General features: G+C 64.2%; 20 protein-coding genes. 9 read left to right on the plus strand and 11 right to left on the minus strand.

Translation table 11 applies throughout. From position 1 onward, the window contains the following. Window positions 1-9: 9 nt before the first annotated feature. Window positions 10-924 carry a serine hydrolase gene (locus EB836_RS15375; RefSeq protein WP_135541933.1) on the minus strand — a complete coding sequence of 305 codons (915 nt, stop codon included), beginning with the start codon at window positions 922-924 and terminating at the stop codon, window positions 10-12. A 220-nt stretch (window positions 925-1,144) separates the two neighbouring features. Here EB836_RS15375 and EB836_RS15380 point away from each other — a divergent pair, with 220 nt between their 5' ends. The 3 genes from EB836_RS15380 to EB836_RS15390 are packed head-to-tail and all read left to right on the plus strand — an operon-like array spanning window position 1,145 to window position 5,092. Next, the gene (locus EB836_RS15380; RefSeq protein WP_205683388.1) at window positions 1,145-1,993 is read left to right on the plus strand and encodes a GNAT family N-acetyltransferase; all 849 of its coding nucleotides are present in this window, start codon (window positions 1,145-1,147) and stop codon (window positions 1,991-1,993) included. Between the two features lie 37 nt (window positions 1,994-2,030). After that, window positions 2,031-3,158 (plus strand): o-succinylbenzoate synthase, encoded by a 1,128-nt coding sequence (menC, locus tag EB836_RS15385; protein ID WP_135541978.1) that lies wholly within the window; start codon window positions 2,031-2,033, stop codon window positions 3,156-3,158. Further along, window positions 3,155-5,092, plus strand: coding sequence for a prolyl oligopeptidase family serine peptidase (locus EB836_RS15390; RefSeq protein ID WP_135541935.1), 1,938 nt, complete (start codon window positions 3,155-3,157; stop codon window positions 5,090-5,092). The genes menC and EB836_RS15390 overlap by 4 nt, the downstream gene beginning before the upstream one ends. 58 nt (window positions 5,093-5,150) lie before the next feature. Here the strand turns inward: EB836_RS15390 and EB836_RS15395 are convergent, their stop codons facing one another. The 3 genes from EB836_RS15395 to EB836_RS15405 are packed head-to-tail and all read right to left on the minus strand — an operon-like array spanning window position 5,151 to window position 8,829. Then, window positions 5,151-5,930, minus strand: a complete 780-nt coding sequence (locus EB836_RS15395; RefSeq protein ID WP_135541937.1) for an ATP-binding cassette domain-containing protein — start codon at window positions 5,928-5,930, stop codon at window positions 5,151-5,153. Then, entirely contained in the window at window positions 5,927-7,810 is a 1,884-nt protein-coding gene (locus EB836_RS15400; protein ID WP_135541939.1) for a dipeptide/oligopeptide/nickel ABC transporter permease/ATP-binding protein, read from the minus strand. Before EB836_RS15400 ends, EB836_RS15395 begins: the two co-directional genes overlap by 4 nt. Continuing rightward, window positions 7,807-8,829: an ABC transporter permease gene (locus tag EB836_RS15405; protein ID WP_205683389.1), complete on the minus strand. Its 1,023-nt coding sequence runs from the start codon at window positions 8,827-8,829 to the stop codon at window positions 7,807-7,809. The genes EB836_RS15400 and EB836_RS15405 overlap by 4 nt, the downstream gene beginning before the upstream one ends. Before the next feature lie 293 nt (window positions 8,830-9,122). Here EB836_RS15405 and EB836_RS15410 point away from each other — a divergent pair, with 293 nt between their 5' ends. The 4 genes from EB836_RS15410 to EB836_RS15425 all read left to right on the plus strand — a co-directional run bounded on the left by EB836_RS15410 (window position 9,123) and on the right by EB836_RS15425 (window position 13,887). After that, window positions 9,123-9,695: a TetR/AcrR family transcriptional regulator gene (locus EB836_RS15410; protein WP_167854485.1), complete on the plus strand. Its 573-nt coding sequence runs from the start codon at window positions 9,123-9,125 to the stop codon at window positions 9,693-9,695. Beyond that, window positions 9,692-11,167 (plus strand): amidase, encoded by a 1,476-nt coding sequence (locus tag EB836_RS15415; RefSeq protein ID WP_135541943.1) that lies wholly within the window; start codon window positions 9,692-9,694, stop codon window positions 11,165-11,167. The genes EB836_RS15410 and EB836_RS15415 overlap by 4 nt, the downstream gene beginning before the upstream one ends. Then, window positions 11,164-12,075 carry an alpha/beta hydrolase gene (locus EB836_RS15420; RefSeq protein WP_135541945.1) on the plus strand — a complete coding sequence of 304 codons (912 nt, stop codon included), beginning with the start codon at window positions 11,164-11,166 and terminating at the stop codon, window positions 12,073-12,075. Before EB836_RS15415 ends, EB836_RS15420 begins: the two co-directional genes overlap by 4 nt. 63 nt (window positions 12,076-12,138) lie before the next feature. Further along, window positions 12,139-13,887, plus strand: a complete 1,749-nt coding sequence (locus EB836_RS15425) for a helix-turn-helix domain-containing protein (RefSeq protein WP_135541947.1) — start codon at window positions 12,139-12,141, stop codon at window positions 13,885-13,887. 391 nt (window positions 13,888-14,278) lie between these two features. Here the strand turns inward: EB836_RS15425 and EB836_RS15430 are convergent, their stop codons facing one another. The 4 genes from EB836_RS15430 to EB836_RS15445 form a co-directional block, all read right to left on the minus strand. Further along, window positions 14,279-15,124 carry an IS5 family transposase gene (locus tag EB836_RS15430; RefSeq protein WP_135541949.1) on the minus strand — a complete coding sequence of 282 codons (846 nt, stop codon included), beginning with the start codon at window positions 15,122-15,124 and terminating at the stop codon, window positions 14,279-14,281. Between the two features lie 128 nt (window positions 15,125-15,252). After that, complete coding sequence (locus tag EB836_RS15435; protein ID WP_135541951.1) at window positions 15,253-16,188, minus strand: HNH endonuclease; 936 nt, start codon at window positions 16,186-16,188, stop codon at window positions 15,253-15,255. Next, window positions 16,175-16,615, minus strand: a complete 441-nt coding sequence (locus EB836_RS15440; RefSeq protein WP_135541954.1) for a (deoxy)nucleoside triphosphate pyrophosphohydrolase — start codon at window positions 16,613-16,615, stop codon at window positions 16,175-16,177. The genes EB836_RS15435 and EB836_RS15440 overlap by 14 nt, the downstream gene beginning before the upstream one ends. A gap of 88 nt (window positions 16,616-16,703) precedes the next feature. After that, the gene (locus EB836_RS15445) at window positions 16,704-17,738 is read right to left on the minus strand and encodes a DUF2891 family protein (protein ID WP_135541957.1); all 1,035 of its coding nucleotides are present in this window, start codon (window positions 17,736-17,738) and stop codon (window positions 16,704-16,706) included. Window positions 17,739-17,890: 152 nt separating this feature from the next. On the opposite strand from EB836_RS15445, the gene EB836_RS15450 reads away from it, so the two are divergent. Further along, the gene (locus EB836_RS15450) at window positions 17,891-18,217 is read left to right on the plus strand and encodes a CHY zinc finger protein (RefSeq protein ID WP_135541959.1); all 327 of its coding nucleotides are present in this window, start codon (window positions 17,891-17,893) and stop codon (window positions 18,215-18,217) included. 10 nt (window positions 18,218-18,227) lie between these two features. On the opposite strand, the gene EB836_RS15455 is transcribed toward EB836_RS15450, so the two are convergent. Genes EB836_RS15455 through EB836_RS15465 form a run of 3 tightly spaced genes read right to left on the minus strand, consistent with a single transcriptional unit; the run spans window position 18,228 to window position 22,411 of the window. Further along, on the minus strand, window positions 18,228-18,872 hold the full coding sequence (locus EB836_RS15455; RefSeq protein ID WP_135541961.1) for a hypothetical protein: 645 nt from the start codon (window positions 18,870-18,872) through the stop codon (window positions 18,228-18,230). Between the two features lie 12 nt (window positions 18,873-18,884). Continuing rightward, window positions 18,885-20,849, minus strand: coding sequence for a primary-amine oxidase (locus EB836_RS15460; protein WP_135541963.1), 1,965 nt, complete (start codon window positions 20,847-20,849; stop codon window positions 18,885-18,887). Window positions 20,850-20,854: 5 nt separating this feature from the next. Next, on the minus strand, window positions 20,855-22,411 hold the full coding sequence (locus EB836_RS15465; RefSeq protein ID WP_135541965.1) for an APC family permease: 1,557 nt from the start codon (window positions 22,409-22,411) through the stop codon (window positions 20,855-20,857). Between the two features lie 137 nt (window positions 22,412-22,548). Here EB836_RS15465 and EB836_RS15470 point away from each other — a divergent pair, with 137 nt between their 5' ends. Next, entirely contained in the window at window positions 22,549-23,163 is a 615-nt protein-coding gene (locus EB836_RS15470) for a TetR/AcrR family transcriptional regulator (RefSeq protein WP_135541966.1), read from the plus strand. The last annotated feature ends 238 nt before the right edge of the window (window positions 23,164-23,401 follow it).

Consider the following 23,401-nt stretch of genomic DNA (forward strand, 5'->3'; position numbering starts at 1 on the left):
GTGTCCTCTTCATCGAGTGAGTGGGCGAACTGAGCGCAGGTCGGCCACCGCCGCAGCTGCGAGGTCGGTGATGGCATCGTCGAACCGGGGGCCGATCGAGCGGGGTGACGGGGTCCGCAGGAATACGGCGACGGCGTATCTGCCGCCGTCGGGGAACTCGACGACTCCGGCCTCGTTGCGGATGTAGGGTAGGGTGCCCGTCTTTCCGCTTACGGTCACCTCGTCGGAGAAGCCTCGGCGCAGGCGGTGCGACCATACCTGCAGACCGAGGATCCGCCTCGCCTCCGCGCACGCCGAAGCGGGCAGCCCTTCGTCTCTCCACAGAGCCGCGAGCAGCGTCGTCGTCTCGGCCGGAGTCGAACGGTTCGTCCGCCCCGGGTCCAGCGTCCTCGTCTTCAGCCAGTGCGCTCCGGCGTCCGCGGAGTCGTAAGCCACCGGCGGGTCCAGGTCTGCCAGGTCAGCGGCCGCTGTGTCGAAGAGGTGCCGGCAGTCGCCTTCGATCACGGTGGAAGTCAGACCGAGCTCCCGCATCCTCGCGTTCACGCGGGCGCGGCCGAGGATGTCCATCACCACATCGGTGGCTCGATTGTCCGAGACGGTCATCATCGACAGGCACAGATCCCGGAAGGACACGGAGACGGCATCGCTGAAGACAGCGAGTCCGGTCGAGCCCTCCACGGGAAAGTCCTCCGGGCCCAGCACGATTCGGCGCTCGGCGGGGACCTCGCCCGTGCTCATGCGGATGCAGGCTTCGACGAGCACCGGCAGTTTGAACACGCTGGCCGTGACCACGGGCTCGTCTTCCCTGACTCCCACCGCGGCGCTGTCCGGTTCGCGGAGCCGTCGGTCGAGGTCACGGGCATGGACGAAACAGGTGATGCCGAGCTCATCTTCGAGCCGTTCGATCGCTGTGTCGAGGATCATACCCTCATCTTCCTCAACCGCACCGGGGCTCGGCTTCGGAGTTCAGGACAAAGTTGCGGGACCCGCTTCGTCCGAGTCGACAGCGGGACAGGTCGTCGGCGGAGTGGGTTTGTCGGTCCCGACAACATCGCGGGTGAACCCTGCGCCGATCCTCCGATGTGCCCGCCCGTGTGCACGGGACAAGCTTGGGACAAAGGTTCCACCGGTGAAAGGACACAATATGACTCGTCTGGCGCCTCCGCGGTCCTTCGTGCTTGAAGCCGAGCACATGGCCGATACGCGCTGCGCAGACCTCGGACTCGACATCCGAGAAGTCCATGCCCCTGAGGATCTGCACACCGTGTCCCAGGTCCTCTCACGGATCTGGGGGACTCCGGACTCGCCAATCATCGATCATGCGGTGCTCACCGCCATGACCCATGCCGGCAATCCGGTGTTCCTGGCTCGCCACGGCACCGAGGCGGTCGGAGCCGCAGTGGGATTCTGCGGTCCAGCCGGATCGCCGTTCCACTCCCATATCGTCGGCTTCCTCCCGGACTCCGCGGGGCGCGGGTTCGGCCATGCCATCAAACTGCGGCAGCGGGCGTGGTGCCTGGAGAACGGAATCGTGGAGATGACCTGGACCTATGACCCCCTGGTGTGCCGCAACGCTCATTTCAACATCTCACGGCTCGGAGCGGTCCCGATCGACTACCTCCCTGACTTCTACGGCCAGATGACCGATTCGATCAACGCGGGTGAACTCTCGGACCGCATGCTCATCCTCTGGGATCTCACCTGCGATCCCACCGCCCGATCGTGGGAGACGGGCGACGACGCCACCCCGGCGGTCGAGGACAGGGGAGGGGCACCGACGCCCTATGCCCCGCCAGTCGTCGGAACCGATTCCCTCGGCGTCGCCGTGCCCTGGGACATCGAAGCCCTGCGGCGCGAGGACCCGGTGCGGGCCCACACCTGGCGGCTGGCCACGAGAGAGGCGTTCACCGATCTACTCGGCAATGGCTGGCGGATCACCGGGTTCTCCCGCCGCAGCCCCCACGATGGGCAGTATGTCCTGCGCCGCCCCTGACCACTCACCACTGACACTGCCTGACGGAAGGACCATGATGAGACTGAAGCACCTATCTATCCACCACCTCGAACTGCCCCTGGTTTCGCCATTCACCACCTCGTTCATGACCCAGACCCATAAGCGCTGCTTCCTCATCGAAGCGCAGGTGGAAACCACGGACGGAGCACTCGTCACAGGCTGGGGTGAAAACGTGGCACTGGACCGTCCGTTCTACTCGGCCGAACACCTCGACGGTGCCGCCGAGGTGGTCACCCGGTGGCTGGCCCCGGCGCTCGCCGCCCGCGAAGATCTCAACCCGGAACGCGTCTCGGGCCTGCTGTCCCATGTCATCGGTCAGCCCATGGCGAAGGCGTCGCTGGAGATGGCGATCCTCGATGCCGCACTGAGAGCGCAGGGCAGATCTTTCCACGACTATCTGGGGGCGGTGCGGACCTCGGTGCCGTCCGGTGTCTCCGTCGGCATCCAGGACTCCACAGGCGACACCGTCCGGGCGATCGGCGGATACATCGACGAAGGCTACGCCCGGATCAAACTGAAGATCCGACCCGGCGCCGACATCGCTCCAGTGGCGGCCGTGCGCGAAGAGTTTGGCGACGATCTGCTCTTCCAGGTGGACGCGAATGCTGCGTACACGCTGGCCGATGCCACCACCTTGGCCAAGCTCGACGACTACGGCCTCCTTCTTATCGAACAGCCCCTGGGCGAAGCCGATCTGCGGCAGCACTCCCAGCTGCGGTCATCGCTGCGCACGCCCATCTGCCTCGACGAATCCATCGACTCCCCGGAAGCCGCCGCGGATGCCATCGCCTTGCGAGCCGTCGACATCATCAACATCAAACCCGGCCGGGTGGGTGGATACCTCGCCGCGCGGAAGATCCACGATCTCGCCGTGGCCAACGGCATCGCGGTGTGGTGCGGGGGAATGCTCGAAACCGGGTTGGGTCGAGCCGCGAATGCTGCGCTCGCCGCCCTCGACGGCTTCACCCTGCCCGGTGACATCTCGGGTTCGGACCGGTTCTTCGCCGAGGACATCACGACCACGACGATTCGGATGCACGACGGCATCGTCGACGTCCCGCGCGGCCCCGGCATGGGCGTCGACATCGATCGTGCGAAGGTGGAGAAGTACCGGACTCGTCTGCAGGAGGTGGCGCTGCCGTGACCGCACCCGATCTCGACATTCTTCACCGGCTCACCGACCCGCATTCGGCGCTCATCCTTCCCGGAGGCGAGAGCGTCCTCTTCGTCGCCGCACGCCACCCTCTGGACGAGCCGAGTGAATCTCAGCTGCGTGTGGCACCGCTGTCCGGCGGCGGTCCCTCACGGACACTCACGAGCGGGCACACCGACACGGCGCCTGCGCTGTCTCCCGACGGGATGACAGTCGCGTTCCTCAGAGCGAATTCCGGCGCCTCTGATCTCTGCCTCATGCCGATCGACGGCGGCGACGTCACCGTCCATACCTCCGGCGTGGCGGCGCTCGGAGCCCCTGTGTTCTCCCCGGACGGAACGACGATAGCGCTGAGCTGTCTGGTCGACGAGGCCTCGGAGAGTCCACGGCCTCCGCTCGTGGTCGATGGTGAGCCGGAGTACAAGGTCGACGGCCCGGGGTGGGTCGGTACGGCCCGCAGTCGGATCCGGCTCCTGGGCGTCGACGGAGAAAACAGCACGGACATCCTCACCGACGGCAACAGCACCGATCCGATGTGGTCACCGGACGGACGCAGGCTCGCATTCGTGCGCACCCGCACATGCACCTCGGCGGGAGTGCCTGCCCAGGAGATCGGAATCGTCGACACCGACGATGCGGCCGGGACCCTGCGTTTTCCCTGGGCTGCGGACTCTCTGGCCGGCCCCCTGGTCTGGACGCCCGACGGCGCCTCTGTGATCGCGATCGGTCAGACGGTGAAGGGCATCGAACTGCCACGGCTGGTGCGCCTGGACCTCGAGACCCGGACGGTCACGATGCTTAACGAGGATCTCGACCTCGGCGTGATGGGCGGCGGTCCCGGATATCCCGGGGGCGCTCCCGTCTTCGGTTCGGGTTCTCGACTGTATTTCTGTGTCCGAGAAGAGGGGCGGACCGTTCTCGTCTCGATGGACCTCGAGGAGACGAATGACGGTGGTGGGGGAGCGGCGATGCTCCGCCATCCGATCTCTGACACCGCGGTCATCAGCGGGCTCGATGTAGTCGGTGCGACTGCGGTGATGCGCATCAGTGATGCCGACCGCCCGGGTGAGCTCATCGCACTCGACCTCGCAGCGGGCGACGTCCGCTCGGTGACTTGCTTCTGGGACGAGGACGTGCCTGAGGCGACGTTCCTTCGGCCGCGGAGCATGAGGTTTCCCATCTCCGACGGTCTCGAGGTCCACGGATGGCTGCTGCGCGCCGAGGCGACTGAGGGCCCCGCTCCCACTCTGCTCGACATCCACGGCGGACCGCATAACGCTTGGACGGGTGTTGCCGACTCCGCGCACCTCTATCATCAGGTGCTCGCAGCAGAGGGATGGAACATCCTCACCCTCAACCCCCGGTCCTCGGACGGTTACGGCTCCCGATTCCTCCGTGCCGCCGAGGGAGCCTGGGGAGAAGCCGATGAGAAGGACTTCCTCGAGCCCCTCGACGCCCTCATCGCCGACGGCATCGTCGACGCCGAACGGGTCGCCGTGACCGGCTACAGCTATGGCGGGTTCATGACCTGCTGGCTGAGTTCGAGGCATCCAGAACGGTTCACTGCTGCCGTGCCCGGAGGGCTGATCTGCGATCTGGACCTGTTTGCCGCCACCAGCGATATGGGTACGCACCTATGCGAGGTGGAATTCGGAGGGCAGGCCTTCGATCACCTCTCACCGATCCACCGGGTGGATCGGGTCACGATACCCACCCTCGTCCTGCACGGACAGGACGATCAGCGCTGTCCGCTTGATCAGGCCGAGCTGTGGTATTCGAGGCTGCGTGGCAACGACGTCGACACGAGGCTCGTCATCTATCCGCAGGGCTCGCACGTGTTCATTCTCAACGGACCGGTCACATACCGGCGAGACTTCAACCAGCAGATCATCGACTGGGTGAGGACCCATACGCCTGCCGGGTGAGCTGCGTGCAGTGTGAGGCGACTGCCATTGCTGCCTGCCGTGTGAGCTGCGCCCCGGTTCAGAGGGAGGGCACGGCGGCGATGAGGTCGCGCGTGTACTCCTGATCGGGTGATTCCATGATCCTGAGGGTCTCGCCCACCTCTACCAGGCGCCCTCCCCGCATCACCGCGACCCGTTCGCAGACGGCACGGACGACGGCGAGATTGTGGCTGATGAAGAGGACCGAGAACCCGAGGTCGCGCTGCAGCTCCCGCAGCAGGTTGAGCACCGTGCCCTGAACGGAGACATCGAGCGCCGAGGTGATCTCATCGGCCAGGATGACCTCCGGCTCAGCCGCGATGGCCCGGGCCACAGCCACCCGCTGCCTCTGCCCGCCTGAGAGCTCGGCAGGCAGACTCGCAGCGCGCTCGCCCGGCAGGGACACGGAGTCAAGGAGCTCACCGACCCGGGCGGCACGCGCCTGCCGGGAGGGACAGGGTTCGCCTTCCCTCCGATACGCCGACACGAGCGCCTCGTCGAGGGATTCTCCGATGGTCCGACGGGGGTCGAAGCAGGACTGAGGATCCTGGAAGATCATCTGAATCCTCCTGCGTTCCCTCAGGTCTGTCCCCGTCGCACGGGAGATCACGGTATCGCCGAGGCGGATGCTCCCGGCAGCCGGTTCGACCAGTCCGACAGCGGCTCTGGCCAGCGTCGACTTTCCCGACCCCGATTCTCCGACGAGGCCGAGGACCTCTCCGGGTTCCAGGCGCAGGCTGACCGAATCGACGGCCGTGAACGTCTGCGCTCCGCGACCGTAGCTGATGCTCACGGTCTCGAAGCTGAGTGCTCTGGTCATGGTGCCTCCTTCTCGACGAGAGCCGATGCCTCGGCGAGGAAATCCGCGCCGTCCGGGATCGACGCGAGAGGCGCCTCCCGGGGCGTCGACATGGTCGGAACCGTTGCCAGGAGGGCTCGCGTGTAGGGATGGTCGGCACGGCCGGCACGCAAATCCTCTGCGGAGACGTTCTCCACCAGATGCCCCCGGTACATGACGAGGACGCGCGTGCACAGCGAGGTGACGACGGCGATGTCGTGGGAGACGAAGACGATCGACGTCCCCACCTCTGTGTTGATCCGGCGCAGGAGTGCGAGGATCTCCGCCTGCACCGTGACGTCGAGGGCCGTGGTCGGCTCATCGGCGAGGATGAGGGACGGCATGCCCATGAGCCCGGCAGCGATCATCGCGCGCTGACGCATACCGCCGGAGAACTCGTGCGGATACTGCCCGAAGCGACGGCGAGCCTCGGGAATGCGCACGTCCTCCAACCGACCGATGGCGCGATCCCGGGCCTGGGCTCGGTTCAGCCCGAGGTGCAGCCGGCCGGTCTCGGCCACCTGCGCGCCGACGTGCAGGGCGGGGTTGAGCGAGGACATCGGATCCTGGAACACCATGGCCAGCTTCTCACCGAAATGCCGGTCCAGCCGTCTCGGGTGCCCGTCCGCCCGCAGGGTGAGGTCCTCCCCGTCGAAATGGGCGGCATCGGCGCTCACATGCAGCGGGGATTCGATGAGGCCGGCAAGGGACATTAGGGTCAGGCTCTTGCCGGAACCGGACTCGCCGACGATGCCGACGATCTCTCCGCGGCCGATATCGAAGGACACTCCTCTGACGAGGTCGTTCGGCTCGCCCTTGGGCCCGGGCGCGCTCACCCGCAGATTGCGCACGGAGCACACCGCGGTCTCAGGGTGGGAACTTGTCCCCTTGCCGTGGCGGGGAGAGGCGGTGCTCGCGCCGGGCGTGTCTGCACTGACACCTGCGGTGTCGGTGACAGGGGCGGAGGCTGCGGTTGGATCGGCTGCTCCGCGCGCCCTCAGGCGACGGTGGAATCTGGCGATGACCGAGCCGTGGCTTCCGGTGCCGAGAGCGACCCCCAGGACTTCGCCGAGGAGGACGAAGGTGAGCCCTGCGAGGATGATCGCCACGCCCGGAACCAGGGCAGCTGCGGGGTTGACGAACATGCGGCTCATGCCTTCGCTGAGCATTCGTCCCCAATCGTACTGGGGCACTTGGATGCCCAAGCCCAGGAACGACAGACCCGCGAACGAGACCAGGGCGTTGCCCGCGGTAACTGCGGCATTGACGATGAGCGGGTCGCGGACATTGGGCAGGACATGCCGGAGCACCGTCTTCCAGACCGGGACGCCGAGCACATGGGCCGCGGAGATGAAGTCACGCCCCCAGACAGAGGCGGCGAGGTTATGGGTGAGTCGCCCGTACGACGGAACCATAGCAAGCGCGATCGCCAGAGTCGCTGCGAGTCCGCTCTGTCCGAGAATGACCGAGAAGGAGATGGCCAGCAGCAGCCCTGGGAAGGCGACGCCGATGTTGATGCCCGCGACGATCCACCGCCCGATTCTGCCTCCGAGGATGAGAGGGAGCAGCCCGACGATGATTCCCGCGCAGACGCCGACCGCGGTGGCGGCCAGGGCCATCGTCACGGACAGGCGAGCGGCGACGAGGGTGCGCAGGAGGATGTCGCGGCCGCTGCCGTCGGTGCCGAACGGATGCTCGGGACTCGTGCCCTGAGCGATCGCGGTTGTGTCCGTGGCTGCGGCAGAAGAGCCCCAGAGGAGAGGGCCGAAGACGACGAGGAAGAGCAGAGCCGTGCAGGCGAGAACTGCGAGTGCTCCCAGCGGTGTGCGCAGAGCGGCCAGAAGCCTGCGGGAAGTGGTCATGATGCGTCCAAGGTGGTGCGAGGATCGAGGAGGATGAGAGCCACGTCGACGACGAGGTTGATGAGTAGAACGACGAGCCCGTAGAAGATGACGATCGCCTGGATGAGCGGATAGTCCTTGCCCTGGATGGAGTCGACGATGACCCCGCCCAGACCCGGCCAGGCGAAGATGGACTCAACGAGCACGGTTCCGGCGATCATCCCGCCCAGGAGCAGGCCGGAGATCGTCAGGGTCGAGGTGAGGAGATTCGGCAGGACGTGTCTGGCGTACAGGCGGACCGGTGACATCCGCTTCGAGCGTGCGGTTCGGATGTAGTCCTGGCGCAGAACCGTCAGGGTCTCGGCGCGGACGATCCTGGTCAGGGCCGCGCACGGCCCGATCGCCAGAGCGATCACCGGCAGCACATAGGACGCGGGACCCGTGCGCCCGGCTACGGGCAGAAGCTCGACGCTGACGGCGAAGAGGTAGACGAGGATGATGCCGGCCAGGAACTCCGGAATCACGGCGACGACAGCGGTGACGGAGGTGAAGCCGACCTCGGTGCCGTACCGGCGGCCCGAGCGGGTGAGTGCGCCGAACATCAGCCCGAGGCACACGGCCGAGACGAGTGCGATGGCCACGGCGATGAAGGCGAGTTCGAGCGTCGCCGGTGCTCGTCCGGTGATGACGTCGATGACCGGGATGCGCAGACTGATCGAATCACCGAGGTCCCCGGCGAGGAGACCTCTCCAGAACACCAGGTATTGGATGACGAGCGGTTTGTCGAGCCCGAGTTCGATTCGTCTGGCCTCGACGGCTTCGGGGGGAGCGGACTCTCCCGCCGAGGCTCGAGCCGGGTCGCCGGGAATGAGTTGGACGAGCAGGAACGAGATCGTGACCAGAACGAACAAGGAGATGAGGATGTAACCGAATCTGCGCAGCAGATACGTCGTCATCGGATGGGTGACGAGAGACGAAGCGCGTGTCGGCCGCGCCGGATCGGGAGCCGAACGTATGGGCGTCGGTGATTGTCCTGCCACTCCACCCTCCTCGCTGAGTCGGTGAGAACCTCCAGACATGAGTATTCCAAGGTGATCGTTGTCGCCACTTCGTCGAATCGCCCAGCGATGTTTCGCTGAGTTTGTCCGAGTGGCCAATGGATGGGGGGCACCGTGGGAGCACGTGGGGCCGATGGGAGGATTTCGCTACAGCGTGTAGCCCTACCGAGTCTTGGACTGCGCATAGGGTCGGGAAAACAATGTCTTCTATTGAATCGTATGTCAGAGCCCGTCTAGTCTTTGACGCAACATGATGTAGTGAAAGCAGGTACGTGTTGGCTCGTCCGAAAGACCCTTCCCTGGAGAAGCGACTGTTGGAGTCTGGGTGGGACATCCTCGCAGAAGGCGGCTTCGATGCGCTGTCAATGTCCGAGGTCGCCACACGAGCCGGTGCCCACCGGTCCGATGTCTATCGTCGCTGGACGACAAAGACACAGCTGGTCGCCGAGGTCCTCGCGGCCCATCTGCCTTCCGTGAAGTCGTGTGACACCGGCGATCTGCGCGAGGATCTCCGCCACTTCCTCGACGATCTCTCGAGAAGCTGGCGCGCACCGTGGACGGAAGGCCTCGTCGGATTCCTCGCCGAGCTGCCCAAGGACCCCGAAGCCGAGGTCACATTCCTGAACATGGCGAAACATCGCTCGCAGCCACTCACCGAGGCCGTGACCCGGGCCCTGCGACGAGGCGAAATCACAGAACTGCCCGATCTGGCCCTGCTGCAGGGGCTGGCGGAGGGGCCGCTCATGCACAAACGGCTCATCGGCAGGCAGGCCATGACTCCGAGCGAGCTCGATCTGCTCGCGGACACCATCACGGCCGTGGCGACTCAGGGAAGCCCGACGCGATGACTGAGCTGCATGAGCTGAGCGCCGGTGCCCAACTGGACGCGCTGCGGCGCCGGAAGGTGAGCTCATATGAGCTGACGCGGCACTACCTTGAGCGCATCGAGCGACTGGACGGTCGCCTCGGAGCCTTCACGACCGTCTGTACCGAGGTAGCTCTGACCGAGGCGGCTCGGGCAGACGCGCGGCTGGCGGCGGGTGAGGGTGATCGCCTGACGGGACTGCCGTTGGCGATCAAGGATCTCTTCGCCACAGCCGGAGTGCGCACCACGTTCGGCACTCGAGCCCTTTCGGACACTGTTCCGCCGACCGATGACTCGACTGTTGCCAGGCTGCGATCCGCGGGTGTGGTGCTTCTCGGGAAGACGAGTGCCCCGGAGTTCGGTGCCGCGTGCTTCACCGACGGAAAGCTGACCGGCCGGCCGAGCGTGACACCGTACGACCTCGGACGCTATGCGAGCGGATCATCGAGCGGTGCCGCCGGTGCCGTTGCGGCTCGTCTGCTCCCGCTGGCCCACGGCAGTGACAGTGCCGGGTCGATCCGCACCCCCGCCGCCACCTGCAACCTCGTGGGCCTCAAACCCAGCAGAGGCCTCATCAGCACCGCACCACGCTCGACGTTCTTCGCCTCAGGCACAGAGGGGCCGATCGCGCGCACAGTCGACGATCTGGTGATCGGGCTCGAGGCGATGGCGCATTCCCAGCCGGGTGATCTCTACGGTTGGTCGCATTCGACCCCCATCGCCGAGGCGGTCAGACAGGGGGCGAGCCGGCGGCTGAGGATCGCGATGTGGACCGAGAGCGGAGTCTCATCCGCGTCGACGGATCCCGAGATCGTCGCGGCCGCTCACCGTACGGCCGCGGTCCTGCGCGAAGCCGGCCATGACGTCGTCGAGATCGCCATCCCGGCGGGATTCGATGAGGAGCTGATCCGGTCCTTCACAGTGACGTTCGCAGCGGCGGTGTCGGCTGTAGTGGAGCAGGCAGTGCCGGAGCGGCGTCGAGCGACACTGACGGATTTCACCCAGTACCTCGTCGCCTGCGGGAAGCGTCTCTCTGCTGTGGACCTGGCCCTGGCCCAAGCGAGGCAGGCGGCTTATGCGAGCTCGTTCCTGGCCGCTCTGAACGAGTTCGATGCGGCATTGACGCCGACGACGACGGCGCCCCCGGTGCCGATCGGGCATTTCACCGCCGACGGCGCTGACGGAGTGCTCGGCCGGATGCTCGAGTGGTCCTGCCACACACCGTGGGCGAATCTCACGGGTCAGCCGGCCGTTTCGGTGCCGGCGGGCTTCACGCACAGCGGCCTGCCGATGGGAGTGCAGATTGTCGGTCGGCATCAGGAGGACGCGGCGGTTGTGGCGGTGGCGAAGCAGCTTGAAGACGTGCAGAGATGGGATGAGATCGTCCTGCCCGAACTACAGGGACGTGGTGGTGACGCAGTGCCTGAGGCGAACCTGAAGGAGAAAACGGAATGATACGAGGCAATCGACCGACCGGCCGTTCGCTCGACCCCGGAAGCGGTCTCGACGAGGAGTTCGTCAGCATGGACGGCGGCCGACGCATTCGCGTCGTACGAGCGGGAACCGGGGACGGCCCCCTGGTAGTCTTCGAGGCCGGCATGGGCTCGGCCGCTTCACAGTGGAATCACATTCAGCGCGAACTCAGTTCGCGATACCGGACCCTCGCGTATGATCGAGCCGGCGTCGGAGGCAGTGATGCTGCTGACTCGCGACCGACCCTGGAGCGCATGGTCGATGATCTCACTCAGGTGCTCGATGCTCTCGGCGAGACCGGTCCGGTGCTGCTCGTCGGCCACAGCTGGGGAGGCCCGATAGTCCGAGTCTTCGCCAGCCTGCACCGCGGTCGAACTGCCGGTCTCGTCCTCATCGATGCGACCTCGGCGACCGTGGTGTCCGGTGCGATGGCGGTGCTCAACGTTGCGGCGTTTGGGGTCAACTCCCTCCTGTTCGGGCTGGGGCGTACGCAGGCATTCAAGCGTGGTCTGCTGCCCGAAGGAGAGTCCCCGGAGATCGCGGCCGCCGACATGGACATCATGTGGCGGGACCTGACCGCACCGCGAATCGCACGAGCGGGACGACGCGAAGCCCAGGAGATCACGTCATCGCTGCCCCTGCTGCGGCACCTCGAACGTCAGGGTGGCCCAGCAGTTCCCGCGGTCGTGCTGCAGGGCAGCCGGCGGCACGGCACGTGGGAGGCGCGCATGAGAGACCGCCAGAACGCTGCGGCCGAGGAGTTCGCGGTCGCGATGCCCGACGCCCGCCTGAGGCTCATCCCCGGTGCCGGCCATGCGATGACTCATGAACAGCCGAATGCAGTCGTCGCCTCGGTCGACGAGGTGATCGAGCGGATCTCCGGTCGATGAGTCAGACGACGACCGAGACTGAACTCGGCTGGTCAGCGACGGATCACGCACTAGGATGGACCGATGGTGCCTGATCTCTCCGCACAGTCGCGTCGCACCCAGGCCTCGCCAGTGTCTCTGCCAACGCGTGGGCCCCTGCCGCGACTGTCGTCCCAGCTCACTCTCGAACGGGTTCTCGACGACCTCGGCTCGACTCTGCTCAACCCGCTCACTGTCATCGATGACCCGCATCAGACGGTGACCGGGGTGGTAGCCTTCGATCCTCACGATGATCAGGTCATCCCGGCCGGAGCGATCGTCCTGGGCATCGGCCTGTCCGATGCGATCGACGTTCAACGATGTCTGCGGAGCATGGGCACAGCGGGTGCGCATGTGCTCATCGGTCGCGGGCCGCGTGACCTGATGGAGACCATGTCGCTCGCCGCACGCGGATACGGCATCACCGTGTTCACCCTGGTGCCCGGTGCATCCTGGACGCAGCTGAGCAACCTCATCAATTCTCTGCTCGTCGACCCGCGCGGGGTCGATGACACCGAAACCATTGACGGCCTCCCCGGTGGGGACCTCTTCGCCGTGGCCAATGCCATCGGTTCGCTGCTGGATGCCCCGATCACGATCGAGGACCGCAATTCGCGGGTGCTCGCATTCTCCTCGGGCCAGGACACTGCTGACGGGCCGCGCATCGAGACGATCCTCGACCGTCAGGTGCCAGTCGAGTACACCCGCAGGCTGCAGTCGGCAGGGTTCTTCACGAAGCTGTACTCGTCGACCGAGCCGGTGTCGATCAGGCTCGATGTCGACGGAGTCGACGTCAAGAATCGGGCGGCGATCGCCGTCCGTGCCGGCGGAGAGATCCTCGGCTCGATCTGGGCGGCGCTGCCCGATGAGATGGATGAGGAGCTGGCACGAGTTCTTCGGGACATGGCCAAGATCGCGGCACTCCACATGCTCAGGCTGCGAGCAGGTGACGGCTTGGACCGTCGTCTTCGAGCGGATCTGCTGGCCACAGCCCTCGACGGTGGTGACGGCGCCGAGTACGCCATCAGGAGGCTGGGCATTGAATCCTCCCATATCGCGGTCTTCGCTCTCGGTGTGGATCAGGAGGAGACCTCGCAGCTGGACGAGGCCATCGAGACGCAGCGGATCGTCGACGCCATCAACGTCTATCTCGCGGCGGTGCGTCCGCAGGCCAGTGCGGCGAGGCTGGGTGACACCATCTTCGGGATGCTGCCGATCCAATCGGTTGACGACGGTGAGGAGCAGGCAAGGAGATTCGTCAGCGACCTTGTGGTCCGGGCCGGTACACGCGTGCGGGTCTGCGGCGGGGTCGGACCGATCGTCACGGACTCCCGGGACCTCCTCAGCGCGAGAGAAGGTGCACGTCGAGCCCTGCGCGTGTGCCTTGATCGGAAAGATCGTGGTACCTCGGTGGCTGTACTGTCGCAGGTCTATGTCGACTCCCTGTTGCTGGACCTGCGGGATCAAGTGTCGCTGCGGCGGGACCAGCTGTCCGGGCCGGTCCACAGGCTGCACGACTACGATCTCGACAACGGCACCGACTTCGTGCTCACCCTCGACACGTGGCTGGCGTGCATGGGCGACGTCAGCCGAGCAGCTGATCTTCTCCATGTGCATGCGAACACTCTGCGCTATCGTCTGCGACGTCTGGCCGAGATCGCTGATCTGGATCTCGAGGATGCGGATGCGCGGTTCGCCGCGCAGCTGCTGCTGCGCATCGACCCGCGGCTGACTGCAGGGTATGCGGAGAGGTCAGCTGAGCGAGCTGGGCCAGGTCGCTCGCCAACGACCTAAGCCCGCAATGTCGCCAGTCTCTCCCTTGAGTGCCTGAACGATCTGATCCACGTCGATCGACCGCGGACCCGAAAGGTCGATGCCCGCTAAGAAACTCTTCAGCTCGGATTCGTTGGAGGCGATTGTTTTGTTTTCTGCCCGTCCGAGGCGGTTCACCTGGGCGCCGGGGTAGGAATAGAAGGCACACGTATCGATCCAATTTACCGGGTCTTGAACTCGCGAGTTCAACAGCTCGCGTAGTCGACGGGCATGATTCCGAACCTGTCTGTGTGGACTCTTGCGTACCTGCATGGCAATTCGCCGCTCACGCCACTTTGCATTGGCCGAATCGAACATTGGGGAGTCGGGATCCCAGATGTGCAGGAAACTTAGAGGTTGCGCGGATAGGGAGTCATCTCCAGTCATAGCCCTTGACGGACCTGTTAGCCCACCGATAGATTCCACCCATCTGTAGCAGTCGCTTGAGGACAATGACGGCGTTCGCCAGACTCGCCCACGCGTGTTGGACTCGATCGACCCGATCGAGGACCACCTGCAAGAGCCTGAACCCGCGAGGATGCCAGGAATTCCTCCGCTCGATCGTCCACCATCGGGTGTAATTGATCTCGATAAAGGTCCCCTTCGGAGAGATCTTCGACTCGCATCCGAACTCGGACAACAGGTTCCGGGTGACCTGCGAATCGCATCCGGAATCAAGATCGATGCGAATGCGCTCGGGCAGGAAGAACTCGAACCGGGACAGACACTCCACAGTCGACCGCAGCAACGGGGAATCGTGGCGATTGGCACCCGCTAGAAGAACGCCGATCGGCAGGCCGTGGCCATCGACGAGCACGGACCGTTTCTGTCCGGACTTCCCCCGATCGGTCGGGTTCGGTCCGGTGTTGTCACCACCGCAGGGAGCCTTCACACAGCAGCCATCAACGCTCAGGTGAGTCAGGTCCAGGCCGATGACGTGATCGAAGGCCTCGACCACGATCTGCTCCAGGCGAGCGAACACACCGTGGGCGATCCATTCATCGCGGCGGCATCGCAACGTTGTCGCTGAGACCAAGCCGTCAGCGTGTTTGGTGTAGGCGCCGCCGAGGACGAGTCGGGTGACGAACTTGTCGAAGATGATCCGATCGGCCACCCGTCGCCGGTGGCATCCGAGGGGGTGGTCGTCGTTGATCATGGGCAGAAGAGACGTGAATTGGCTCCAGAGAGGGTCGATGACTGAAGATGGAAGTGCTGGCACGGGCAAGCTGTCCTGATGTCTTCGATTGTGATGTTTGCACTTCCATCGAAGCTGACGCTTCTCCGTGTCAGTCTGTTACGACACGCCGGGTGCAGGATACGCACACTCCCCACCTATCCGCGCAATCTCTAAGCAACGTCGTTCATAGTTGCGTTCCGGAACTGCTCGTATTTGTGCTCAAGCAAGTCTCTCTCGGGGCGCTGCCGTCGACTCTTGGGGACCGTCATCAAGCTATTGCCGTGGAGTTCTTGAAGGCCGTGTTTAAGCATCGGGCCATCGATCTCTTCCAACAGATCATGACGAATCTCGACGACGTAGTCCGGACGGATTCCAAGGAAATACCGGTCGAATGCTGCATGGTGAATTTTGCACATCGCCAGTCCGTTGACGACTGATGCGACGCCGCGCTCATCGTTATCGGGCACGATGTGAGCGGCATCTAGAAGACTGGGGTGAGCCAACATGCAGACAGTGCATCTGTTCTCGTAGGCAGATAGCACCATGGATCGGAAAACGGGCTGGTGTACTCGTGCTTTTGCCATTCTATTGAGATAGCGTCGAGCGACTGTTTCGTGTACAGAATCGCTGAGCTCAAATGCTGCCTGCGCATCCTCAGCGGCGACAAACACGAATTGTTGGTGCTCAGGTTCCTCATCAACGATGAAAACTGGAGCAATGGCTTGGTAGCGTGGGGGCTCTTTTGCGATTCCGCGAAACCAGATCAGTGGGAGGTGGTTATTCAGGGCCTCCCGGAGTCCAACATTTTCGGGGTGGTTGGGATCTGTGCCTCGCCACTTGTACCTAAATCGACCGTCAATGCCGGTCGAATCTTCGTAAGGAGGCGTTTCACCCGGTGCCGTGTACGACGTGCGAAAAGATAGTGCGGCCGTGTAGCTGCTTGGCTTCCAAATGCCTTGTACCGGTGCAATCAAGCGTGTTTCACTCTTCGCAAAGTGGAAGTCGCGGAGATCCTCACGAGTGAGTGGATCTCGCCCGCTGTCAGTTCTAATCTCTAGCCAGTCGATCGCAGCTTCGCGCAATCCGTCGGGTTCACCGCTGGGCATCTTTGCTCCTGTCTGAGTAGCTTTCATGTGTTGCTGCGCGGGTAGTGAGTTTTTCCACAGTTGGCAAATCCGCCCTCGCCCAATTGAGAGTGGAGAGCTGTTCTCGAGTGCACCACTTCATCGAGTCGTGATCGGTGCTGGAGCTTGGAAGCGTGGTTACGTCGACCTGGTAGCAGGCCAGATCGATGCGTTTGTCGCCGCTCTGGGTGGTGGCTCGCGTGACGAGATCGCGGACCTTTGCATCGTGTATGTCGAGTTCTTCGGATATTTCTCGGGACAACGCTTGCTGAGGAGTTTCGCCCGGTTCTACTTTTCCGCCGGGAAATTCCCACTTGCCACCTTCGGCCTTGTCTGGGTGGCGCCGGCAAGCGAGAATCCTGCCTTGGTGCTCAATCACAGCGCCGACGACTCGGATGACTTTCACCATGTTCTTAGGTTATGTCAACGGTCAACGAATGTCGTTCCTGATCAGGATTGCATTATCGGAGTTAACTACCCGGCGACTCGCGGCAGGGTCAATTGAGACGAAGAACCTCCCACGCGAACGTGGCCACCCAATGTGACGACATGTACTCGTCAGAGACCGCTGCCTTGAGGCCCCGTGTCATCAACGCATCGACGCGGGTGAGCATGCCCCTGGCGTGAGCCGCGAGGTCGTTGTTACCCGTCTTCTCCGCAATGGCTTCGAGCTTCGCTGCTAATCGCATTACCGACGCTGCGACCGACAGGCCCAGTCCGTAGAGATGGCTCTGCTGGCCGTCAGTCGGGTCGAGGACCGTGATCGGGGTGAGTGCCGGCGACTCCGGATCGAGTTCTGACAGGAATGCCGGCAGCCATATCGCCAGCTCGTCCTCGGTGAGTACCTCGGCCATGAGGTCCGCCTCGCATAAACCGGGGGAGAGAAAGTCGTGTCCGCTGCGCTCTTGACGGAAATTCCACGCGGCATCCTCGGCGAAGAATCGACGAGCCGCACCGGCAATGACATCGACGACGTCATGACGCTCCTGCAAACGAGCGCCGATGAGGATCCTGCGCAGCCCGAATGCCGTGTTCGAGTGCACCCCATGGCGAACCGGCTCGGCGACCTTCGGCAACCACGCGGACACGAGATCGAAGACAGCGTCCGCGAGGACCTGCGTGTTCTTCCCCAACTCCCGTAGCACCGCGACATCACTGGCATTGAGTACCCGATTGAGCTCAACCGCCCATGCCCAGCCATAGGGTCGCTCCCACGAGGGATTGTCGCGGAGGAAGGCCGCCTCGGCGAGCATGTTCGTTTCGCTCAGATGCTCGGCCAGGATCTCGAGAGCCTCAGCGGTCCAACTCGAATTCCGTCCCTCCTCGGTCTCCAAAAGGGATGCGAGCAGATAGTGCATGTGCACGCTCGAGTGCCAGTCGAAGGAATTCGCGAAGGCAGGATTCTTCTCGGCCGCGGGCACGATATCGGCCAGACTCCGAGCCAGATGATGGGCGGCGTACGGATAGTCACGGGTGATGTTGCTCAGGGCCACCTCGGCGAAGGGGTGGACGAAATCTTCTGGCTGCGGCATGGGATTCCTCATCGGCTCGGGGTCCCCACTTTACGCGGACTATTCTCGACCGAACGTCGAACCGCAGTCGGAGGCCAGCGAACCCCGACGTTAGGCTGGAAGTACGTCGGGGCCGGCCCGACGACTTACGCATGAAAGCAGGCAGGTGAGCCATGACGCGATCTCCCGAGGTCTTCGGCAAAACCGTCGACGAGCACACTCGGTGCGTCCACTTCGCCACCGAACTCGACATCATCGCCATCCGTTTCGCCTGCTGCGACCGCTACTATCCGTGCCACCTCTGCCACTCCGAAACCGCCGACCACCCGTCCGAGCAATGGCCCCGCGACCGCTGGGACCAGAAAGTTATCCTCTGCGGAGCGTGCTGGAGCGAAATGAGCATCGAGACCTATAAGGCGACAGACTCCTGCCCCGAATGCGCCGCCCCATTCAATCCACGCTGTGCGGCACATTCGGATCTCTACTTCGCCCGTCGATAAAGAATCCGGCTCAGTGAAGGAACTGCATCACCACGATCATCGCGGCCATTCCCCAACAGTCGAGGGAGACGAGCGGGCGCTTTCGGGCGATGTCATGGATAGCGCAGACCACCAGACACACCGCGAGGGCGACGACGGCGACCGTGAGAAATGTGCTGATGAGCGACATGTCTCCGGCATGGTGCCCGCCGTGGCCGCCGTGGCCGCCGGTATGTGCTGCACTGCCCATGTGCGCAGCGTGGTTGAGGACCTGCCACGCCATCACCGGATAGGCCATGGCGCACAGGACCGCCGCCGAGGGCCCCAGGTGAGGCACCCGTGACCACGACTTGCCGGGTGCGGTGCCGGTGGACCGAGCGCAATCATCGCTCTCGATCTCAGGCTGGCCGCCAGCGCCACTCATGACGAGTGTGGGGGACCGCCTCGGCGCGGGAATCCTTGATCCTGTCCGCAGGAACACGGCCAGGCAGAGCCCGACGATGAGCAGCGCCCCCGACCAGACCACCGCGGGGACGAATGCCGTGTAGGCCAAGTCGGCCATCGCGGCAATCATCACGGTCGCGGCGACCACGGCCGCTCGCCCCTTCGAGGCGACGGCGCCGATCAGGCACAGGACCCCCGCGGCGACCATGAGGAGAGAGGCAAGGCTGCTCATCGTCGTATCCTGTCAGTCACACTCGCAGGAGTGCCCGCCGGACTCGGTGCCGCAGTGGGCCGACTTCGGCCGGGGCACGTCGAGTGCGGGATTCTCGTCGAAGAAGCCATAGGGTTTCATCGTGAAACCGAGGCGGTCGACGGGCATGATCGGCCAGTCCTCCGGTCGGGGGAAGTGCGTCATCGCGAACGCCGCCCACACGACGATGTCATCGCCGTCGACCGGGCGCTGCTGCTCGACCCACTGCGTGATCGTCCCATTGCCCGGGTTCTGGTTCGGATACGTCCCCGAGGGGAAACGCTCGTCCGCATCGAAGCGCGTCAGCCACATGTGCTTCGATCCGAATCCTGCTCGCTTCGAGATCGACGAGCCCTCGGCGGCCATCATCGTCGGTTCGTCGGGCACGTGCAGTTCATAGCCGACCGGGAACCCGTGACGATTCTGCTTCTCCGGATTGACGATGTGCCAGACTCTGCCCGCCTCACCATTCGCGGTGCGTCCGCCCTCTGCGGTGAGACGGGTGAGCTTCTTGGTGAAGGCATTACCATAGGGGTTGTCCTCACCGAAGGGCACGCGCACGGCCTCCTGCTCGTCGACGGCGTTGGCGATGCCATCGACCTGCATGTCGAGCCGGGCGCAGAACATGTGCTGGTGGAACGGCATGCCAAGGCCCTCATCGCCCAACGGTGACGACCAGCGCTGCCGCTGAGCCTCGTCGCCGTAGGCAGCCGTGTAGACGATGCCGGTGGCCTTGCACTCGAGTTCGATCGTGCCGTCGAGGTAGAGGTACCAGTAGAAGCCGTAGTCGTAGTTGCCGACGGTGATGAAGAAGGAGATGACGAGGCGGCGGTTGCGGCGCACATCGACGGCGCCGGTGAATTCGTCGGTGTGCTTGAACAGGATCCCGGCATCCTCTTCGTGGATGCAGATGGCGTTCGTGATCGTGTGCGCATGCCCCTGATCATCGGCGAGCACCGCGTCCGAGTAGTGGATCTCGCCGAGGCAGTCGCAGCCCAGTTCGAGTGAGTTCGTGTTCTTGCCCATCGAGTACTCGCCGGCGTCGAAGTAGTTCTGCCAGAAGCGCACCGGGCTGGGGTCGCCGTAGGGCACGACCATCTCCGCCACCGAGGCGCGGTAGACGATGGGGCGGCGCTCGCCCTCGTCATCGAAGCTGATCTGATGGAGGACCAGCCCTTCGACCGGATCGAAGCCGAGTCGGACCTGCCACTTCTCCCAATCGAGGACATCCCCGTTCAGGGTGAAGCTCGCGCCCTCGGGCTGGGTGATCTCGATCGGCTTCTGTGTCGTCCGCGGCTTGGGAAGCCAGGAATCGAGATGGTAGTCGAAGCGCTCCTGGGGCACGGGCACGATGTCGGTATCGACGACCTCGACGACCTCACCGGTGTTGAGGTCGAGATAGGCCACGAGCCCCTCGAGCGGGTGCGCCCACGCATTGTCCTGCGGGTCCAACTGGATGAACGTCGAACCGCGTACGAGGCGGCGGCCGGCCTCGCCGGGAATGTCGAAGCATCCGGCGGAGAGCGCGCAGATGCGCACGGTCTCGACATCGGTGATGCCGCGAGCTGCGACGGCCGCCCGCCACGTCGCGTCGTTGCGGATCATCTGCTCGGCTTCTTCGTACTCGGTCATCGTGATCGGGGCTTGCCCCTCGGCCGCGACATCGAGCACACGGGCGAAGAGGACCTTGCGCTCGGTCAGCGAGACGAGGAGCTCCGCCTGCTCCCCGGTGTCGCGATCGATGATGAGCGAGCGCACGCGGCGGTCGAGGTCGGTGGCACCTGCGATGACCTCGCGCTTATCCGGTTCGACGAGGCTGACGAGAGCGAACAGCGTCTGTTCGCTCACGTGGCCGGCATCGACGATGATGGCCCGGTTGAGCTCGATCTCCTCACCGGTCAGGCGGTCGAGGGGATGTGCAGTCGAAGTGCCGACGGTGGTCGTTGTCGGTGCAGTCATGGTCTTCACATGCCTTTCTGTGTATCGAGTTTGCTGTCGAGAGCGGGGTCGAGGTCGTCGAGCAGATCCCGAGGATCGGCGGGTGTGGGGCGGAAGACGCGGACCCGGTGCCCGCGGACGTATCCGATCAGGGCCAGCGCGGCGAGGGCGCCGAGGGTGCCGAGAGTGAGGGCCGTGAACGGTCCCTGATCGACGCCCCATTCGTCGAGGAAGTTGTATTCCTGTCCGAAGAGCCGATCGAGGGTGCCGGGGAAGATCGCGACCCAGGATCCGAGCAGGATCCAGAGGAAGGCGACGCCGCCGAGGATGGTGAACCCGACATTGCCGACGGGCACCCGGAAGGGGCGTTCGATGCCGGGATGCTTCCAGCGCAACTTGATGGCCGCGGGAATGATGAGCAAATAGCTGAGCAGGAAAGTCGAGATGGAGATCGAGAGGACGACCCCGAACAGTGCACCGGCGTCACCGCTGAGCTGCATGGCCGCGATGAGGAACACCGTGGCGACGGTGCCCGAGAGCAGATTGACGTTGACCGGGGTACCCAGTGTGCGCGAGATCTTGCCGAAGAAGCCTCCGAAGAACGCACCGTCGGCCGCGGTCAGTGCCTGCATCCGATCGCTCATGATCATCCACGCCGCGCCTTGAGAGGCGAGGATGATGACGAACATCAGCGCCGCGAGCACGACCATGATGTCAGCGGCGGGCCCATAGACAGTGAATACCGTCTGCACGGCGTCGAGGAGACCACCGATGCCGGTGATCGTCTCGGTCGGCAACACGAGCAGCATGGCGAGGACCGGCAGGAGATAGCAGAGTGCGGAGATGAATCCAGAACGTGCGATCGCGACCGGGATGTCCTTCTTCGGGTTCTTCATTTCGTCCGAGGCGCTGTTCGAGGCCTCGAACCCGAGGTAGGAGAAGAGCAGGAGCGGCACAAGCCCGAGGAAACCGCCGAGGCTGGGGCTGAAGTCCGAGAGGTGGAGAGGCTGAACTCCGTGCTGGGCGGCGTAGATGATCGTGGTGAAGAGGAAGAAAGCGATGAAGATGACCTTGAGCACGCCGCCGAGCGTGGGCAGCCACTTCGCCTTCGCCAGCGACAGAATCGCCGCGATCACCGTGATCCAGATGAAGACGATCTTGAAGATCCAGTCGCCGATCGACCCGGCCTCGAGCGGGCTGATGAACTGGTTCCATGTGCCGGTGGCGAGGAACGCCATCGAACCGCCGACCCATACGGGCTGGGTGACCCAGCTGAGGATCGAGGCGATCGCGCCGAACGGCCGGCCGAAGGCCTGGCGGACCCAGATATAGGCTCCGCCCTCACCGACGAAGGTGCTGCCGGTCTCGGCGAAGACGAGCGCGTAGGGCACGAGGAAGGAGATCGCGAGAACAAGAGTCCATGTGAAGGTCTCTGCGCCGAAACCTGCGGTCTCGGCGAGGACTTCAATGCTCAATACTGCCGACATGACGATGAGCACGATGTCGAATCGGCCGAGCGTCTTCTTCAGATGCTGCTTCTGTTCGTCCGCGTATGCGGTCGTGCGTTCAAGGGAAGACACCATCCACCTCCTTGTGAGTGGGCGTCCGATAGAGTTCTTTGAGTTACACCGTAAAGAATTGCACGGGCGGCCGCCGATTGACAGAGGTACGGCCATACCGATCCGCGTTTGCCTGCATCACTTCAGGAGATAATGGGGCCATGGCACGACCGAAGAATCAGGCGGGACGCCGTGCACAGCTGGTGCAGGCGGCGAAACAGGCGATCGCGCAGCGCGGACTCAACGGGCTGCGAACCATCGACGTGGCCGCGCACTCAGAGCTGGGTGCCGGGTCGGTGGCGTACTACTACCCCGACCTCGGAGACCTCGTGCGAGAAGTGCATGAGAACGCGGTGTCGCGGTTCTACTGGAACCGTCTCGACCACGGGATCGCAAGTGAGACCCCGGAGGCCAAGCTGGCCAGAATCATCCGCAGCGGCATCCCGCGCTCCCGCGACGACGTCGACTTCCAAGTGCTCAATGAGCTGCATACCCACGCGTACAGGGACGCATTCCACGCAGGGCTCATGGCGGAGATGTACCGACTCGAAGTCTCACTCTATGCCGCGGCCCTCAACGAGGGCGTCGAGGAGGGCGTATTCACGATGACACTGCCTGTGGGGACGGCCGCGAGTAACCTCGTGGCTCTCGAAGACGCCTACGGACTGCACTTCATGGGCGGAACACCGCTCGACGCTGATGACATCTTCCGACTCATCGCGGCTAACGCCGAAGTGCTGACCGGGTGCCGGCTGGTGGAGGCGACATTAGGGTGACTGGATTGCACCTCATTTCTGCGCAGTCCAACCTCCTGTGAATGCAGTTCGGCGCCAGCTCGTGACGGAGCTGGCGCCGAGAACCGCATTGCGGTTGGCAGTTGCGCTTAACCTTGATCCACCGATGCGGGTAGCTGTTCAAAGCCGCGTGTGAAATGGAAATGCCCCTCCTGAACTGGGAAAATGATGATGTCTAACGTCAACATTCCCGTTCAAGAAAGGGGCACCTCTCAGGTGC

Origin of the sequence: Brevibacterium sp. S111 (genome assembly GCF_004745075.1) — a bacterium.
In the GTDB taxonomy this organism is placed as follows: domain Bacteria; phylum Actinomycetota; class Actinomycetes; order Actinomycetales; family Brevibacteriaceae; genus Brevibacterium.

Bases quoted from the DNA above. Each gene is read 5' to 3' on its own strand.
- EB836_RS15375 (WP_135541933.1), bottom strand. From the start codon at position 924: ATGATCCTCGACACAGCGATCGAACGGCTCGAAGATGAGCTCGGCATC.
- EB836_RS15380 (WP_205683388.1), top strand. From the start codon at position 1,145: ATGACTCGTCTGGCGCCTCCGCGGTCCTTCGTGCTTGAAGCCGAGCAC.
- menC (WP_135541978.1), top strand. From the start codon at position 2,031: ATGAGACTGAAGCACCTATCTATCCACCACCTCGAACTGCCCCTGGTT.
- EB836_RS15395 (WP_135541937.1), bottom strand. From the start codon at position 5,930: ATGACCAGAGCACTCAGCTTCGAGACCGTGAGCATCAGCTACGGTCGC.
- EB836_RS15400 (WP_135541939.1), bottom strand. From the start codon at position 7,810: ATGACCACTTCCCGCAGGCTTCTGGCCGCTCTGCGCACACCGCTGGGA.
- EB836_RS15415 (WP_135541943.1), top strand. From the start codon at position 9,692: ATGACTGAGCTGCATGAGCTGAGCGCCGGTGCCCAACTGGACGCGCTG.
- EB836_RS15420 (WP_135541945.1), top strand. From the start codon at position 11,164: ATGATACGAGGCAATCGACCGACCGGCCGTTCGCTCGACCCCGGAAGC.
- EB836_RS15425 (WP_135541947.1), top strand. From the start codon at position 12,139: ATGGTGCCTGATCTCTCCGCACAGTCGCGTCGCACCCAGGCCTCGCCA.
- EB836_RS15435 (WP_135541951.1), bottom strand. From the start codon at position 16,188: ATGCCCAGCGGTGAACCCGACGGATTGCGCGAAGCTGCGATCGACTGG.
- EB836_RS15440 (WP_135541954.1), bottom strand. From the start codon at position 16,615: ATGGTGAAAGTCATCCGAGTCGTCGGCGCTGTGATTGAGCACCAAGGC.
- EB836_RS15445 (WP_135541957.1), bottom strand. From the start codon at position 17,738: ATGCCGCAGCCAGAAGATTTCGTCCACCCCTTCGCCGAGGTGGCCCTG.
- EB836_RS15450 (WP_135541959.1), top strand. From the start codon at position 17,891: ATGACGCGATCTCCCGAGGTCTTCGGCAAAACCGTCGACGAGCACACT.
- EB836_RS15455 (WP_135541961.1), bottom strand. From the start codon at position 18,872: ATGAGCAGCCTTGCCTCTCTCCTCATGGTCGCCGCGGGGGTCCTGTGC.
- EB836_RS15460 (WP_135541963.1), bottom strand. From the start codon at position 20,849: ATGACTGCACCGACAACGACCACCGTCGGCACTTCGACTGCACATCCC.
- EB836_RS15465 (WP_135541965.1), bottom strand. From the start codon at position 22,411: ATGGTGTCTTCCCTTGAACGCACGACCGCATACGCGGACGAACAGAAG.
- EB836_RS15470 (WP_135541966.1), top strand. From the start codon at position 22,549: ATGGCACGACCGAAGAATCAGGCGGGACGCCGTGCACAGCTGGTGCAG.